This window comes from Pseudomonas fluorescens (assembly GCF_902497995.1).
In the GTDB taxonomy this organism is placed as follows: domain Bacteria; phylum Pseudomonadota; class Gammaproteobacteria; order Pseudomonadales; family Pseudomonadaceae; genus Aquipseudomonas; species Aquipseudomonas fluorescens_BK.
On record NZ_CABVII010000016.1, the window covers coordinates 54,181 to 69,381 of the forward strand.

At 61.5% G+C, this 15,201-nt stretch carries 16 protein-coding genes; 10 read left to right on the top strand and 6 right to left on the bottom strand.

Annotation, left to right across the window (positions count from 1 at the left end; genetic code table 11):
- Positions 1 to 63: 63 nt before the first annotated feature.
- A complete protein-coding gene (locus tag F8N80_RS19050) occupies positions 64 to 459 on the bottom strand; it encodes a type II toxin-antitoxin system VapC family toxin (RefSeq protein ID WP_150745261.1) in 396 nt (131 codons plus the stop codon).
- Here F8N80_RS19050 and F8N80_RS19055 point away from each other — a divergent pair.
- Positions 371 to 640, top strand: coding sequence for a hypothetical protein (locus F8N80_RS19055; RefSeq protein ID WP_412071176.1), 270 nt, complete (start codon positions 371 to 373; stop codon positions 638 to 640). The genes F8N80_RS19050 and F8N80_RS19055 overlap by 89 nt on opposite strands.
- On the top strand, positions 634 to 1,326 hold the full coding sequence (locus tag F8N80_RS19060; protein ID WP_150745262.1) for an RES family NAD+ phosphorylase: 693 nt from the start codon (positions 634 to 636) through the stop codon (positions 1,324 to 1,326). The genes F8N80_RS19055 and F8N80_RS19060 overlap by 7 nt, the downstream gene beginning before the upstream one ends.
- 179 nt (positions 1,327 to 1,505) lie before the next feature.
- On the opposite strand, the gene F8N80_RS19065 is transcribed toward F8N80_RS19060, so the two are convergent.
- From F8N80_RS19065 to F8N80_RS19075, 3 genes are all read right to left on the bottom strand, one after another.
- Complete coding sequence (locus F8N80_RS19065; RefSeq protein WP_224790716.1) at positions 1,506 to 3,020, bottom strand: hypothetical protein; 1,515 nt, start codon at positions 3,018 to 3,020, stop codon at positions 1,506 to 1,508.
- Positions 3,021 to 3,360: 340 nt separating this feature from the next.
- Positions 3,361 to 4,761: a GABA permease gene (gabP, locus tag F8N80_RS19070; protein WP_150745264.1), complete on the bottom strand. Its 1,401-nt coding sequence runs from the start codon at positions 4,759 to 4,761 to the stop codon at positions 3,361 to 3,363.
- Between the two features lie 156 nt (positions 4,762 to 4,917).
- Positions 4,918 to 5,955, bottom strand: a complete 1,038-nt coding sequence (locus tag F8N80_RS19075; RefSeq protein WP_150745265.1) for a GlxA family transcriptional regulator — start codon at positions 5,953 to 5,955, stop codon at positions 4,918 to 4,920.
- Between the two features lie 117 nt (positions 5,956 to 6,072).
- Here F8N80_RS19075 and F8N80_RS19080 point away from each other — a divergent pair, with 117 nt between their 5' ends.
- From F8N80_RS19080 to F8N80_RS19110, 7 genes are all read left to right on the top strand, one after another.
- On the top strand, positions 6,073 to 7,125 hold the full coding sequence (locus F8N80_RS19080) for an ABC transporter substrate-binding protein (protein WP_150784464.1): 1,053 nt from the start codon (positions 6,073 to 6,075) through the stop codon (positions 7,123 to 7,125).
- Between the two features lie 15 nt (positions 7,126 to 7,140).
- Complete coding sequence (locus F8N80_RS19085) at positions 7,141 to 8,208, top strand: ABC transporter ATP-binding protein (RefSeq protein ID WP_150745267.1); 1,068 nt, start codon at positions 7,141 to 7,143, stop codon at positions 8,206 to 8,208.
- The gene (locus tag F8N80_RS19090) at positions 8,205 to 9,047 is read left to right on the top strand and encodes an ABC transporter permease (protein WP_150745268.1); all 843 of its coding nucleotides are present in this window, start codon (positions 8,205 to 8,207) and stop codon (positions 9,045 to 9,047) included. Before F8N80_RS19085 ends, F8N80_RS19090 begins: the two co-directional genes overlap by 4 nt.
- Positions 9,044 to 9,832, top strand: coding sequence for an ABC transporter permease (locus tag F8N80_RS19095; RefSeq protein ID WP_150784465.1), 789 nt, complete (start codon positions 9,044 to 9,046; stop codon positions 9,830 to 9,832). The genes F8N80_RS19090 and F8N80_RS19095 overlap by 4 nt, the downstream gene beginning before the upstream one ends.
- Before the next feature lie 38 nt (positions 9,833 to 9,870).
- A complete protein-coding gene (locus tag F8N80_RS19100; protein ID WP_150784466.1) occupies positions 9,871 to 10,884 on the top strand; it encodes a proline racemase family protein in 1,014 nt (337 codons plus the stop codon).
- 164 nt (positions 10,885 to 11,048) lie between these two features.
- Positions 11,049 to 11,498, top strand: a complete 450-nt coding sequence (locus F8N80_RS19105; RefSeq protein ID WP_150745271.1) for an antitoxin Xre/MbcA/ParS toxin-binding domain-containing protein — start codon at positions 11,049 to 11,051, stop codon at positions 11,496 to 11,498.
- Positions 11,495 to 11,941, top strand: a complete 447-nt coding sequence (locus F8N80_RS19110; RefSeq protein WP_150745272.1) for an RES family NAD+ phosphorylase — start codon at positions 11,495 to 11,497, stop codon at positions 11,939 to 11,941. Before F8N80_RS19105 ends, F8N80_RS19110 begins: the two co-directional genes overlap by 4 nt.
- Before the next feature lie 71 nt (positions 11,942 to 12,012).
- Here F8N80_RS19110 and F8N80_RS19115 read toward each other — a convergent pair whose 3' ends face one another.
- Complete coding sequence (locus F8N80_RS19115; protein WP_263596676.1) at positions 12,013 to 13,092, bottom strand: AraC family transcriptional regulator; 1,080 nt, start codon at positions 13,090 to 13,092, stop codon at positions 12,013 to 12,015.
- A 341-nt stretch (positions 13,093 to 13,433) separates the two neighbouring features.
- Positions 13,434 to 14,117: a winged helix-turn-helix transcriptional regulator gene (locus F8N80_RS19120; protein ID WP_150745274.1), complete on the bottom strand. Its 684-nt coding sequence runs from the start codon at positions 14,115 to 14,117 to the stop codon at positions 13,434 to 13,436.
- A gap of 105 nt (positions 14,118 to 14,222) precedes the next feature.
- On the opposite strand from F8N80_RS19120, the gene F8N80_RS19125 reads away from it, so the two are divergent.
- The gene (locus F8N80_RS19125) at positions 14,223 to 15,164 is read left to right on the top strand and encodes a carbon-nitrogen hydrolase family protein (protein ID WP_150745275.1); all 942 of its coding nucleotides are present in this window, start codon (positions 14,223 to 14,225) and stop codon (positions 15,162 to 15,164) included.
- Positions 15,165 to 15,201: the final 37 nt, after the last annotated feature.

Below are 15,201 nucleotides of genomic sequence, written 5' to 3' on the forward strand. Positions count from 1 at the left end.
CTGGCGCAGGGATGCGCCAGACGCAACAGTGCCGGGCGGTTCGAGCGGTTCATGGATTGTCCCTCAGTGAACCCAGTCTTCGAAAGCCAGTCCTTCAACGCGGCTGAATTCGCGCACATTGTTCGTGACCAGCGTACAGCCTGAGGCAATTGCATGGCCCGCAATTGCGGTGTCGTTCTCGCCAATGAGCAGACCGGCCTGAGTGAGCTGGAGCTTCGCTTCCACCGTTGCGTCGACAGCACTCTGATCCCAGGGCAGCACCGCATCCAGGCGTTTCACAAACTCATCGACCAACGTTTTGTGCTTGGGCGACGCCTTCTTGCCGATCTGCCTGTAACGCATTTCGGCGTAGGTGATCGCAGAGATCACGATCCGATTGTTTCGCTCAACGGCTGCGGCCAATCGCTGCAACACAGACTCGGGGCGTTCGCTGCAGCGCATCAGTTTTGTGCTCAACATCCACGCCGCGCTTCGCCTGGTCTTCGATAACCCGGAAAACGTCTACGGTTTCCCGTCGATGGCCAACGACAACGAGTTTTTCAATGGGCGCAGCCCGCTCGAGATCATGTCCCAGGGCGATATGATTTCGCTGTATGAAACCTTTCGGCGCATTGACGTGCTGCGGGGCGCGCAGTGGTGAGGGTCGACGACCTGGCAGCGCTTGCCGGCGAGCAGTTACAGGCCTACCGACTGGTCAATTCGAAGTTCCCACCGATTGCGTTGTTTGATGATGTCGCGGATGCGGACGAGTTTGAGGTGCTGTATCAGATACAGGCGCTGACAAACCCCCGGCTGAAAAATGAAGTCGGCCATCTTGAGTTGATTCCACGGGCAGAGATCCCCTTCGGCATACCTGGCTGCTCTTACGCGACCGCGCCTTTTACCCACGTCAACCCGGCGGGTTCGCGCTTCAGCGATGGCAGTTTTGGGGTGCTGTACCTGGCGGACTCCATGGAAACGGCGCTGGCCGAGGTTCGGCATCACCAGAGTCAGTACTGGTCGAATGTGTCGAAACTCAACTATGAGCGCTTCGTGTTCCGTGGGTTGTCCTGTTCCTTTGTCGACGTGGCGATGAAAGATGCCGCGGCCATCCCGATGACCGATCCTGTCTATGATCCTGACGATTACACCGATTCCCGTCGCCTGGGGAGGTCCATCAAGGAGGCCGGATGTCCCGGCCTTCGCTATAACTCCGTGCGCATGCAGGGCAGTCATTGCTGGGCACTGATGACGCCACGACCGGTGTTATCGGTTATTCAAACTGCGCATTACGAGATGGTCTGGAATGGACAGGTCACCAGTGTCAGCAAGATCAGCGAGGCCTGATCGCCGCCCTGTATGGCCGGCGTACCACCGGTTTTATGAGAAACACCAAACCCTGTAGGGCCCGGCTTGCCGGCGAAGGCGTCTTTATGGGCACTGCAAGGCTTGAGATTGCCTTCGCCGGCAAGCCGACTCCTACAGGGTTTGCGTAGAACCGCTGATTCCGGGCGGTGCTGGCGGCATCAGTTGCAACAACGTTCCCCGACCCGACAGAAACACGATGCCGTAATCTGCACATCAGCCCGGGCCATCGCCAGGTCCAGTCGAGTCTGGGCAGCGGCCACTTCTTCATCCCGGCCCAGCCGTTTCAGGCATTCCACATAACCGTGCAGGCTCCACACATTGTCCAGATGCCAGGCCGCACGGCTGAGGGTGTTATCCAGCCCCAGATCGGCGCGGTAGGCCTGCAAGGCTTCTTCCACTCTGCCCTGTTCCAGCAGCAGCGCGCCCAGCGCATGCCGGACCGGTTGCATCCAGCCCCAAGGCTCGTCGTAGGGCAGGTTGTCATCCAGGGACAACGCCTGGCGCAAGTGGGCAAAAGCGCTGTCGTGGTTGCCTTTGCGGTATTCGATTTCCCCCCGCAGCATCGCACCGGCCACCGCCAGAATATCGATGCAGGTGTTGTTGAAGACGTAGCGGGTCTCCGGCACCCGGGTCAGGGCATCGAGGAACGATCGCTGTTCGGTTTCTGCCGCGCCGACATGCCCACAGGCCGCGTGCGCCACGCCCCTGGCGTAATGCAGCATGGCCGTGGTCACACAGTACAGCGCTGGATCGTTCGGCAATGGCGTGGCGAGGATGTCCTGCCATTTACCGAAGCGTATCTGCACATGGACCTTCATCGACACGAAGCCTTCCAGCCAGTCGGCCATGGGCGGCTGTTCCACGCGCAACAGTTCTTCGCGGATGGTCGCCTGCAGCTGATCGGCGGCGTCCAGGGCCGGTTGGTACTGGCCGAGGAACATCGCCGAATAGAGTTTGAAGTGGTAGTTATGGCAGCGGTACAAGGTATAGAAGTTGAGCGGTCCTTCCTGTTCCAGGTATTTACTGTCGGCCTGGATCGCCCGGCTATTGGTGATCATGGCGCCACGGTAATCGCCACAGAGCACGTCGATGTGCGACGGCATATGGCGCAGATGTCCGGCGTCCGGCACCAGGTCACGCAGGACATCGCCGGCGCGCAACGCCCGTTCCGGGTACGGCGACATTTCCATGGTGTGGACGTACATGTGCAGCACGCCCGGATGGGGCGCATCGCCGTGTTGTTCCATGCGCTGCAACGCCCGTTCCAGCACGGCCACCGCCTCAAGGGTGTCGGCGCCCGCTGCCGGTTGACCGCTGCTCAGGTCCCACAACAGCCAGGGCGTGCGGTCGATCATGGCTTCGGCAAACAGCGCAGCGACGTCCGGATCATCGGCAAAGGACCGATAGACATCGCGCATGGACGCCGCATAGGCATCGTTCCAGCTGAAGAGTTGCTCAAGGCTCGCCGCCTGGTTGGCCTGGTAGCGTTGCTCCAGTGCCCGGATCAGCCCCTGCTCCACCGGCGAAGCGCTGTCGATATGCGCCAGCGCGGCTTGTGTCGCCAGTCGGGCCTGGGCCACGGCCTCTCTCAACTCCTGTTCGATGAAGGCATCCCAGCGCTTGTTGTAGTTGGGCCCGAGGCGTAGGCGATGCCCCAGTAAGCCATTGCGCAATCGCGGTCGTGTTCGATCGCCTTGCGAAAACAACGGATGGCTTCATCGTGGTTGTAGCCGTAGCACCATACCAGTCCACGATCGAACCAGAGCTGGGCCTGGGGCGAACGGGTCGTCACCGGGCGGCTGTAGGTGCCCAGATCGTAATAGTCATCCATCGATTTTCCCTCCCGACCAGCGCCTGACACCTCACAGGAAATCCTTGCAGACCCGAGAGGTGATGGAGGCCTGGTTTCCTGGAGACCATCGATAGCTTAAGAGATCCAGCATACCCCGGCGGTGTTGGCCTGGCGGTGGAGCCGACGACAGGCCAGTACTGGGGCGGCCACCCTGGTTCGACCTACCCCAGGGAAGCGGCCTCCTCGGATTGCGGCTGCTCACGCGAAGTCACCAGGCCGATAAAGGAAATCAGCAACGCCAAGCCGATGGTGGTACTCACCTCGGTACGGTGCTCCGGGGTGATCATCATGACCGCCAACGCAGCGCAAATGAACACGATCACCAGCCAAGTGAGCCACGGGAATAGCCACATACGAAAGGTCAGTTCGACATTCTGCCGATGTAGCATCCGGCGCATACGCAGCTGCGACACCGCAATGGCCAGGTACACCAGCAAGGCAATCGCGCCGGAGCTGGCCAGCAGGAACTCAAACAGCCCGGCGGGCATGAAGTAGCTCCATACGGTGATCGCCCCGCCCAGCACGGTGCTGGCGATGACGGCTGCCCGCGGCACGCCTTCGGAGGAGGTCGCCTTCATCGCCTTCGGCGCATCGCCACGACGGCCAAGCGAGTACAGCATGCGCGAGGCAATGTAGATCGAGGAGTTCATGCAACTGGCCACGGCGATCAGCACCACCACGTCCACCATGAACTTGGCGTGGGGAATGTTCATGATTTCCAGTGCCCGCTGGTAGGAGCCAACCTGGGCCAGCAGCGGATCGTTCCAGGGCACCACGGAGATGACCACGAAAATCGACAACAGGTAGAACACGCCGATGCGCCAAATCACCGAACGCGTGGCTTTGGCAATGTTCTGCGACGGGTTGTCGGATTCGGCGGCGGCGATGGTGACCGCTTCCGTGCCGATGAAGCTGAACATGATGGTGATGAAAGCGCCGACTACCGCCGACAGGCCGTTGGGGGCAAATCCGCCATGCTCGGCCATCAGTCCGCTCAATCCGCTGACTTCCCGATCGGGAACCCAGCCCATCAGCACGGCAAAACCCACGCCGATGAAACCGATGATCGCCACCACCTTGGCCATGGCGAACCAGAATTCGAATTCGCCGTACTTGGAGACACTGAACAGATTGGTGATCACCAACGCGATGATCGACACCAGGGCGAACAGCCAGGCATCGATCTGGGGAAACCATTGGTTCAATACATGGCCGGCGGCCAGTGCCTCGATCGGTATCACCAGCACCCAGAACCACCAGTAGAGCCAGCCAATGGTGAAGCCGGCCCAGCGTCCGATGGCCTGGTCAGCATAGGTGGAGAAAGACCCGGTGTCCGGGTTGGCAACCGCCATTTCACCCAGCATGCGCATGACCAGAACGACCAGCAGGCCGGAGAACAGATACGCCAGCATGACGGCCGGGCCAGCCGCGGCGATGGCATGCCCGGAACCGACGAACAATCCTGCGCCGATGATTCCTGCGATAGACAGCATTGTGACGTGGCGCGGCTTGAAGCCCTGCGCCAATTGGCCATTCGAATCCTTGGAGGTCGGACTGATCATTGGTTTCTATTCTTGAAAAGATGCGCCACCTTACCCGCCTTGCCCGCCAAATCGGTTACCTGATCGCGCCGCCTCCATACCTGATCTCGCCACGGGTGACCCTGGCAGATCGAACAAAGCGTGGCACCGAGCCGACGACTCAGCCGTGCAAGGCCATCAGCCTGGCCGCTCCTGGCGCTGGTACTGCCGCGGGCACACGCCAAAGCGGGCGCGAAACTCCCGGGAGAAATGCGCGCCGTCAGAGAAGCCGCAGTCCATGGCAATCTGGGTGATGCTGCTGTGGCTGTTCAACAGCAGCCAGCCGCCGTACTCGACCCGCAGCGAGCGCTGGAATTCCATCGGTGAAAGCCCCAGCGACTGCTGGAATGCCCGTGTCAGCTGACGCCGGCCGAGCCCTACATAGCGCGCGATGGCATCCAGGGTCGGCAGGCTGTCCATGCGCTGCTCGATATAGTGCGCGGCCTGGCGCACGCGCTCATCCTTGATGTCCGCCAGGTTGGCGTAGAAGTGCGCCTGGGGTTGCCGCCCCGGGCGAATACCCTGCAGCATCATGTGCCGCACCGCCTGCTGGGCCTTTTCCCGGCCGCAATGCCGGGCCACCAGGTACAACCCCAGGTCGATGGCTGCGGTCGAGCCGGCACAGGTGATCAGGTCGCCCTCGTCGATGAACAGATGATCCACCGCCGCCGGGGTCTTGGGAAAACGTGCGCGGAACGCGTCCAGCACATTCCAGTGCACGCACACCGAACGACTGCCGACCACGCCCGCCTGCGCCAGGGTGAAAGTCCCGGTGCAGATGCCCAACAACCGCGTACGACTCGCGGCGGCGCGCTGCAGCCAGTCACGCAAGTTGTTGGGCAGATGGGTATTGAGGTAATCGTTGCCGCCGCAGATGGCCACGTAATCGAATGCCTCAAGGTCCTGCGCCAAGCCCCCGGACACTTCCAGCGTGATCCCGGCGCTGGAGGTTCGCGGCAAGCCGTCCACACTCATCACACGCCAGGCCGTATGGATCTGCCGGCTGCCGCCGCCGAGGTCGGCGGACAGGCGCAATACATCGACCAGGCCGGAAAACGCCGCCAGCGTGAATTGATCCAGCAGGACCAGGCCCACTGACAGCAGCGGACGACTGACTGCCCCGGGGCCGGGACCGGGGGAATCAGGTTGAAGGTTTTCTCGATTGAGCTGAGTCATTTTTGGCATGACCTAACTATTCAACTTTAAGACCCCGAAGTGCAAGCGCTCGCATCACGGATACGAGCAATATTCAGGCAAGGGGCAAAGTCCAACAACGCCCCAAGAGGACCCACGATGAAACTGAAGACAGGTAAGCAAATCACCGTTGCTCTTTTAGTTACCGGCTGCATCTCCTCATCGGCCGTCATGGCTGAACAGCAAAAGCTGACCGTTGCGTTGTATGGCGGTAACTGGGGTGAGGCCTTCCTCAAATGTGTTGCAGAACCTTTCACGCAAGCGACCGGGATTGCCGTCGCAGCGGAGGTCGGCACCTCGACCACCACCCTGGCCAAACTCCAGCAACAGAAGTCCGACCCGACGATCGATGTGGCCTGGATGGACGGTGGCATCAGTGAATTGGCCTATGCCGCCGGGGTCGTCGCCGATCTCGATCCGGCGGCCATTCCCAACCTCAAGAATGTGCAGGAAAAAGCCGTCTACACCGATGCCGGCCATACCTTCGCCGTCAGCAGCGGTTTCTATTCCCTGGGCCTGACCTACAACACCAAGGAAATCAAGGCAGCGCCCACCAGCTGGAAAGACCTCTGGAAACCGGAGTATGCCGGCGCCATCGCCCTGCCCTCGCCCGCCAACTCCTCCGGGGTGCCCTTCGTGTTTTTCATGGCCGATGTCTGGGGTATCGACCGGGCCAACCTGGCGCCGCTCTACACCAAGCTGGGCGCGCTGGACACCGCACTGTTCTTCGACAGCTCGGGTGCCGCCACCAATGCCTTTCAGAGTGGCGAAGCGATCATCGGCGCGCATTTCAACGTCGGTGCCTGGGACTTGATCGACAAGGGCGCGCCCATCGGCTTCACCATTCCCAAGGAAGGTGCCTGGGCCACCGATGCGCGCCTGCACCTGATCAAGGGGGCGAAGAACAGCAAGGCCGGCGAGCAGTTCATCAATACCGCGCTGACCAAAGAAGCGGCGTCCTGCCTGGCCGGCAAGCTGTACCTGGGGCCGGCGGTGAAAGGTGTCGAGGTGGCCGATGACGTGGCCCGCAAGCTGCCATGGGGCGTGGGCGGTTCGATCGACAACCTGCGTCTGTTCGACTGGGGCCAGATCAACGCACAGCGCGCCAGCGTCACCAACGACTGGAACCGCAAAGTCACCGCCAAAAACTAGCTCAAGAGGTCTGCAATGTCAGTTTTGTTGAGCATCGACAGTGTCTGTAAAAGCTTCGGGCCGTTCCAGGCGCTGGACAACATCCACCTGGACATCGAGCAGGGCGAATTCATCGTGCTGCTCGGCCCCAGCGGCTGTGGCAAGACCACTTTGCTGCGCTCGATCGCCGGCTTCATGCAGCCCGATTCCGGCCGCATCGCGATCGATGGCCAGGATGTGAGCCGTTTGCCCCCGTATCGCCGGCCCCTCAATACCGTGTTCCAGAACTATGCGCTATTCCCGCACATGACAGTCCTGGAAAACGTGGCCTACGGACCGCGGCGCCAGGGGGTCAATCGCGCCGAGGCACGGCTCAAGGCTCGAGAGGCACTGGCGATGGTCGGCCTGGAGGCCCTGGAAGAGCGTTTTCCCCGCGGCTTGTCCGGTGGCCAGCAGCAGCGCGTGGCCCTGGCTCGCGCCATCGTCAATCAACCGAAACTGCTGTTGCTCGACGAACCGCTCTCGGCCCTGGACATGAAACTGCGCAAGCGCATGCAACTGGAACTCAAGCACCTTCAGGCCAAGCTCGGCATCGCGTTCATTTTCGTCACCCACGACCAGGAAGAAGCGATGACCATCGCCGACCGTATCGTGGTGATGAATGCCGGACGTATCGAACAGGTGGGCGCCAGCAGTGAGATTTACAGTGCCCCCGCTTCGCGTTTCGTCGCCGACTTCATCGGCGAGGCCAACCTGATCGGCTATCAGGCCAGCGATAGCGGTGAGATTCGCCTGGGCATCGCCCATACCCCGATTTCCAGCGGCGCAAAGGATCTGCTGCCGCACGGGGTGGCGGTGCTGCGCCCCGAACACGTGCAGGTGCTGGATGCCTCGAGTCCGGCGAGCGCCAGTTGCTGTGAACTCAAGGGCACAGTGACCGATATTGTCACCGTGGGCAGTCATACCCTGGTGCACTCGCTGATCGACGGACAATCGATCGTGGCGCGCACCATGGGTTTCCCCCGCGCCGACCTGGTCACCGGAAGCGCCGTGCGCCTGGGCTTCAATCCCGCGCATCTGCATATGATCGGGGAGCCGGTATGAAACGCCCGGTGCTCGCCCCGTCGTTGATGCTGTTCGGCGCCCTGGCCTTTTTCACCGCGTTCTTTCTCGCGCCTTTCGCCGTGGTGATCTTCGCCAGCCTGACCAAGGGCGCCGATCAGGCATTCACCCTGGAGCACTACGTCAGGGTGCTGGGCGACCAGTACCACTGGGAGGTGATTCTGGTGACCTTTCGCATCGCCGCGCTGACCACCCTGGTCTCGTTGCTGCTGGGTTATCCGCTGGCCTGGTACCTGGTGCGTATCGTCAAATGGCGGGCCTGGCGCCGGGCCTGCGTGATTCTGCTGGTGGTGCCGATGTTCACCAGCAACATCGTGCGTTCGTTCGGCTGGATGGTGCTGCTGGGGCGCAAGGGCCTGGTCAACCAGAGTCTGCTGGAAACCGGCCTGATCGATACGCCGGTGCGTTTCCTGGGCACCGAACTCGGCATCCTGATCGGCATGGTGTACATCCTGCTGCCGTTCATCGTACTCGCGGCCGGCAATGCCCTGGCCCAGGTCGACCCGGCCTTCGAACAGGCCTCCGAGGACCTGGGCGCCAGCCCCCGCGCGACCTTTTTCCATGTGGTGCTGCCGCTGACCATGCCCGGCATCATCTCCGGCTCGATCATGGTCTTCACCCTGGCGGCGAGCGCCTACGTCACGCCGGCCCTGCTGTCCGGCGGCCGGATCTCGGTGCTGTCGATGCTGATTTTCCAGCAATACAGTTCGGTCTTCGACTTCAACTACGGCGGCGCGCTGAGCGTGGTGCTGCTGATCTTTACCCTGGTCATGGTCGGGCTGGCCGGACGTGTCGGCAGTATTCGGGGGAGCAACCCATGATCACTAAAATACTGGTCAGGCTGGTGGCCTGGGCCGTGCTGGGCTATATGCTGCTGCCACTGGTGGTCATCCTCGGCGTCTCGCTGACCGCCTCGTCATTCCTGGCTTTCCCGCCACAGGGCTGGACGCTGGACTGGTACGCCAAGATGCTCAGTGACCCAAGCTATGTGGCGTCCTTTGCCACCAGCACCGTCCTGGCCCTGGTCGCCACCTGTGTCGCCGTGCTACTCAGCGTCCCGGCCGCCCTGGCGATGGCCCGCTACGACTTCCGCGGCAAAGCCACGATCCTCGCCGCCCTGACCTCACCGCTTGTGTTTCCGCACATCGTGCTGGGGGCGGCACTCTTGCAGTTTGGCGGTTACTTCGGCTTGACCCGCAGCTTCCTGGCGTTGTTGATCGGTCACACCATCATCATCTCGCCCTTCGTGCTGCGTTCGGTGCTGTCGATGCTGACGCCCGAGCAGCGCGCCCTGGAAGAAGCCTCGAGCGATCTGGGCGGGACCCCCTGGGCCACCTTCTTTCTAGTGGTGCTGCCGCAGATCCGGCCGGGGATCGTCACCGGGTCGATCTTTGCCTTCATCTCGTCATGGATCAACGTCGAGCTGTCGATCTTCAACACCACGCCGGACCTGAACACCATCCCGGTGAAGCTTTTCAACTACGTGCAGTACACCGTCGACCCGACCATCGCCGCCGCGTCCGGCGCCACCATCATAGTCGTCGTATTCGCGGTGATCGTGCTGGATCTGTGCATCGGCCTCGACCTTTTATCAGAACGCAAATAATCCCCCACACATACATCCCGTAAGCCAGGAGTTCAGTCATGCGCATGCAAGACACGTTCGATGTCATCTATACCCATACCGAAGGCGAACCACTGTGCATTGTCCACAGCGGCATTCCCTACCCCGCCGGCTCCAGCATCCTGGCCAAGCGTGCCTTTCTCGAGCAGAACTACGACTGGCTGCGCAAGGCACTGATGCAGGAACCGCGCGGCCACAAGGACATGTTCGGGGTTTTTCTCACGCCGCCTTCCAGCAGCGAGTTCGACGCCGGGCTGATCTATATGGATGGCAGTGTGTATTCGCACATGTGCGGCCACGGCACCATTGCCGTGAGCATGGCGATGGTCGCCCTGGGCCTGGTGCCGCGTGGCGCCGATGGCATCACCAAAATCCGTTTTGAAACCACGGCCGGCCTGGTGGTGGCCGAGGTGGCTTCCGAAGGTGACAACGTGCTCTGGACCCGTTTCGAAAACGTGCCGGCCTACGTGGCTGCCCAGGACATCCCGATCCACCTTCCCGGCTATGGCGACCTCAAGGCCGACCTGGTCTGGGGCGGCAACTACTTCGGCATCATCGACCTGACCGATTGCGCCTTGCGCATCAGCCCGGACAACGGCAGCGAACTGTCGCGCCTGGGCCTGCTGGCTCGCGAGCAGATCAACCGGCAGCTGAAGATCCAGCACCCCACCGAGGCCCATATCAACGACCTCAACTTCATCACGTTCTGGCACCCGGCGACCATCGAAGGCGCGTTCTACAAGAACGTCCACGTCTTCAGCGCCGGCCAGCTCGACCGCTCTCCCGGCGGCACCGGCACCAGCGCGATGATGGCCATGTTCGAGGCCCGGGGCAAACTGGGCCTGAACCAACCCATCCTGTCCGAAGGGCTACTGGGCAGCGGCACCTTCGAAGGTTGCCTGCTCGGCGAAGTCGACCTCAACGGCACCCGCGCGGTGCGTCCGACCGTCAAGGGCACGGCCAGCATCCTGGGGACATCGCGCTGGGTCATCGAGCGCAATGACCCGGTGGGGGCGGGGTTCGTCGTCAACTGACAGATTGAAGCGGGCACCCACATCGCCGCTGCCGAACCGAAACTGCCGGTCAATGCCGGCAGTCGCGCACGCCCCTTCTCCAGGGTCCTCTGTCAAAGAGCGCTCGCACAATCGGCATTTGCCGGATATAATTCGGTAAATGCCGACCAAGCCAGGAGAAGGCCATGCTCGCTGAAATCATGCGTGAACCCGCCTACGGTGCGTACCGCACTCGGCTGCATGCCTTGCTGCAAATTCCCACCGATGCGTCTGACCTGGAAATCCACGACATCATCCAGGTCGGGTTTGCTTCCGGCCGTCTGGTGGCGCTCTGTGAACAGGGTGAATTGACGCCGCTGGAACGTGACCAGATCATCCCTCTGAAAACCCTGAAGACCCGGGTCGCTAAAGACCAGAACCTCACGGTCGACGAGAGCGATCGCCTGTTCCGCGCCGCCCACATCACCGCCATGGCAGACGCCGTGTTTGGCAGCGATGAAAAAGCCAAACGCTGGCTGTCGAAACCCAAGGACCGGTTTTCGGGCCGTAGCCCAATGGCAATGCTGTCGACGGTACAGGGAACACGCCAGGTCGAGGAAACGCTGATCCAGTTAGCGGAAGGCTATGCGTTTTGATTTTTTGGCGGATAAGCGCATTTGCAGATTTGACGGGACGTGGTGGTATCCTCGCGGGTGGCCGCTGGCACACGGCGGGAAGACCAGTGGTCTATCTGGCGGGGACACCTGCCGGCGCAATGCTCGAGATCCTGGTACACATGGAGATCGATCAGGAAGACCTTCCGGAGACACTGCAGTTGCTCAAGGTCGAGGTACCCGACGCTATCAGCCTCGCCCCTGCCCCGGTACTCAAGCCCAATTGGGCGTTCGAGGTGAACCACACCAAGGGCATCGGCGATTCATTCCTCAAGGGATGTCCTGCCCTGCTGTTGCCGGTACCGAGCGCCATCATGCCGCATACGCTGAACTACCTGTTCAACCCTATGCACCTCGACTCGGTCAAGGCTGTCATTACCGTCGAGCCATTCAGGCTCGACAACCGACTGATCAAGAAAACGTAATGACGTGGCGGGCAAATCACCGGCATGGGGCGCAGGCAAGAGCAATCGAACCTGCGTCCCCGCCGTGCATTTTACATTCCTGCGCCCTGGGCCATGGCCCGCCCCGTACCTGCCACTCGCATAGTGTTCCTGAAAGGTGCCTGCTTTTCAGCGCCTTCTATCGCTAACGACTGGCCAACCAGACGGAGCTTGACGTCCCTGACCTTTGGCAAGGATTCACCGACTCGATACTGGCCGGGCGTCATGCCGAACCAGCGGATGCAGGCTTTGTGGAAACTGCTGTGGTCGTGGAACCCGAGCAGGTAAGTCACGTGCTTCATATTGAAATGGGAATGACGCAGGTAGAAGTCGGCCAACTGCCGACGCACATCGTTCAGCACGTCCTTGAACTGGGCGCCATCCTTCTCGAGTGCCCGTTGCAGCGTTCGCTTGCTGATGTTCAGCGCGGTGGCTATCGATTCCATATCACACTGCCCTTGCCCCTGACTCAGGCGCTCGGTGATCAGTGCACGAATCCTGCACACAATGGTGAACCCGTACAAGAGGTCCAGCTGAGCCTCGGCAAAACTGTCATGGAGTATCGCCAACGCCTCGTTGGCCATGCTCGACGGACGCAGAAGCTGTTGGCCATCGAACAGGATGCTGTCACAGGCCGCCCCGAAACGCAGTTCACAGCCAAACACCTGCTGATGCTCCGAGATGTCTTCAGGTTCGGGATAGGTAAACTCCACACGTAACGGTTGCACCCTTTTGCCACCGGCCAGCCAACGACAGAATCCCAGCAGCGACGCGAGTCCGGCATCGGTGTGCTGCCGTGGCTTGACCGAGTCGCATTGGTGATCGAGCCCGGCCAGTCGATAATTCTGCCCTTCCTGGCTCAGAAACAGGCTGTGTCCAGAGCTGATCAAGGGGCTGAAACGCACGAGGCGTTCGAGTGCCCGCTTCAGATTCAAGCTGGACATCATCGTGTATCCCACAATCTGGAAGTTACCCGGATGTACATGCCCGTAGGCTTTCAGACCAATATTCGAATCGCCAGATGCCTGCGCTGCCAACTCCCAAAGACGGTAAATGGTATTTCGTTCATAGAAGGCTTGCTGCTGACTCAGAATCGTCATATCCAGCCCGGCTTCCCGGGATAAATCGATCACATCCAAGCCTTGTGCCGAGAGCGTATTCACCACCACATTGGTATAGCCTGTACACACTCTATACATTGACGACCTCAAAGACCTGTTGACCCAAGCATCTTTTGTGAACCATTGAATTTACTCTGAAATTCATCCTAATGGCCATTTATTACAGGGTCGTTATGCATGCTGAAAACTACCCACAGAGAGCGTAGACCCGAAATCCCATTAGCGCCAAAATTAAGCTCTGTCCGAGAGCCGGGGGCTTTTTGTGGGAGCGAGCCGGCTCCGGGCGGCGTTCCGACGAAGACGGCCTGATGGTCGGTGGATTTGTTTGAGAAGATCAGCAGCAAGAGATCAGGCTAGCGTGCAGCGCTGCGGGTACCGGCGAACGCGCTCGTACCCAGCCAGCGCCACAGGTTCTGCGCATCCTGCGCTGCGCCGTCTACCCGCAGCTCTCGCGACTCAAGCACCTCGCGTGGTGTACGGTCGCCGGTCCACACCTCGGTCAACGCGCGCACGCTTGCGTCCACGACGAGCGTCAGTTCGCGCCCGGGATCGTCGCGGCACAAGTCTGCCACACCCTCTTCGACCACGAGCCACCACGCTTGCTCGCCGGGCCGCGCGTCGCGGAACCTGAAGTGGATGACCACCGGTCGGGACGGGAACGTCTCGATGCGCACAAACCGGCGCACGTCCCACATCAGCAGGCCCGCATCGAGTTCGTCATCGCGAAGGCGACTGCCGATCCAGCGCGCGCCCCAATGGCCCAGCGCCATTATGATGGGGCGCAGTTCCTCGCCCGCCTCGGTCAGGCGGTACTCCCAGACTTTGCCAACGGCCGTGCGCTGTACGACGCCGATATCTTCCAGATGGCGCAACCGCTGTGCCAACAGGCCGGTGGACATCCGTGGGACGCCGCGGTGCAGTTCATTGAAGCGCTTGCTGCCGCACAGCAGCTCGCGCACGACCAAGGGCGTCCAGCGCTCGCACAGGGCTTCGGCACCCCGCGCGACTGTGCAGAACTGACCGTAGCTTTCTTCCATCGCCTGGACCCCGCAACTGCAACGCTTCAGATTCTGAACTAGCCCCGCGACGTCGTCCCGCGCACGCTGAAGCCTTCGAAAGCCAATCGTCAAAAGGTGAACACCATGACCAAGGTAGCCATCATTCAGCGCCCGCCCGTGCTGCTCGATCGCAGCGCGACGATCGCCCGGGCCGTGCAATCGGTCGCCGAGGCCGCGGCGGCGGGGGCCTCGCTGATCGTTTTGCCCGAATCCTTCATTCCAGGTTACCCGTCATGGATCTGGCGGTTGGCGGCGGGCAAGGACGGGGCTGTCATGGGCCAGTTGCACACGCGGCTGCTGGCCAACGCCGTCGATATCGCCCACGGTGACCTGAGCCCCTTGTGCGATGCCGCCAGGGTTCACGCCGTGACGATCGTGTGCGGCATCGATGAATGCGACCGGCGCAATGGCGGCGGCACGCTCTACAACAGCGTAGTCGTTATCGGCGCGGACGGCGAAGTGCTCAACCGACACCGCAAGCTGATGCCAACCAATCCCGAGCGCATGGTGCATGGCTTCGGCGATGCATCCGGGCTGCGTACGGTCGATACGCCGGTCGGCCGCGTGGGTACGCTCATCTGCTGGGAAAACTACATGCCGCTGGCGCGCTATTCACTGTATGCCCAAGGGGTGGAAATCTACGTTGCCCCCACGTACGACACGGGCGACGGCTGGATCAGCACGATGCGTCACATTGCCCTCGAGGGCCGCTGTTGGGTGCTCGGCAGCGGTACCGTACTGCGCGGCAGCGACATCCCCGACGACTTCCCGGCCCGTGCGCACCTGTTTGCCGACCCGGACGAATGGATCAACGACGGCGACTCGGTGGTGGTCAATCCCCAAGGCCGGATCGTGGCCGGTCCGTTACACCGAGAGGCAGGCATTCTGTATGCCGACATCGACGTCGCACTCGTGGCACCGGCGCGACGGGCGCTCGACGTCACCGGGCACTACGCGCGCCCGGACATTTTCGAACTGCAGGTGCGGCGCACGCCGGCGACAGCGGTGCGCTACATCGACGAGTGAAACCAGGCAACGTTCAGGCGATCCCTGCCCTCTGCGG

Bases quoted from the DNA above. Each gene is read 5' to 3' on its own strand.
- F8N80_RS19090 (WP_150745268.1), top strand. From the start codon at position 8,205: ATGAAACGCCCGGTGCTCGCCCCGTCGTTGATGCTGTTCGGCGCCCTG.
- F8N80_RS19085 (WP_150745267.1), top strand. From the start codon at position 7,141: ATGTCAGTTTTGTTGAGCATCGACAGTGTCTGTAAAAGCTTCGGGCCG.
- F8N80_RS19095 (WP_150784465.1), top strand. From the start codon at position 9,044: ATGATCACTAAAATACTGGTCAGGCTGGTGGCCTGGGCCGTGCTGGGC.
- F8N80_RS19075 (WP_150745265.1), bottom strand. From the start codon at position 5,955: ATGACTCAGCTCAATCGAGAAAACCTTCAACCTGATTCCCCCGGTCCC.
- F8N80_RS19050 (WP_150745261.1), bottom strand. From the start codon at position 459: ATGTTGAGCACAAAACTGATGCGCTGCAGCGAACGCCCCGAGTCTGTG.
- F8N80_RS19120 (WP_150745274.1), bottom strand. From the start codon at position 14,117: ATGGAAGAAAGCTACGGTCAGTTCTGCACAGTCGCGCGGGGTGCCGAA.
- F8N80_RS19125 (WP_150745275.1), top strand. From the start codon at position 14,223: ATGACCAAGGTAGCCATCATTCAGCGCCCGCCCGTGCTGCTCGATCGC.
- gabP (WP_150745264.1), bottom strand. From the start codon at position 4,761: ATGATCAGTCCGACCTCCAAGGATTCGAATGGCCAATTGGCGCAGGGC.
- F8N80_RS19080 (WP_150784464.1), top strand. From the start codon at position 6,073: ATGAAACTGAAGACAGGTAAGCAAATCACCGTTGCTCTTTTAGTTACC.
- F8N80_RS19105 (WP_150745271.1), top strand. From the start codon at position 11,049: ATGCTCGCTGAAATCATGCGTGAACCCGCCTACGGTGCGTACCGCACT.
- F8N80_RS19100 (WP_150784466.1), top strand. From the start codon at position 9,871: ATGCGCATGCAAGACACGTTCGATGTCATCTATACCCATACCGAAGGC.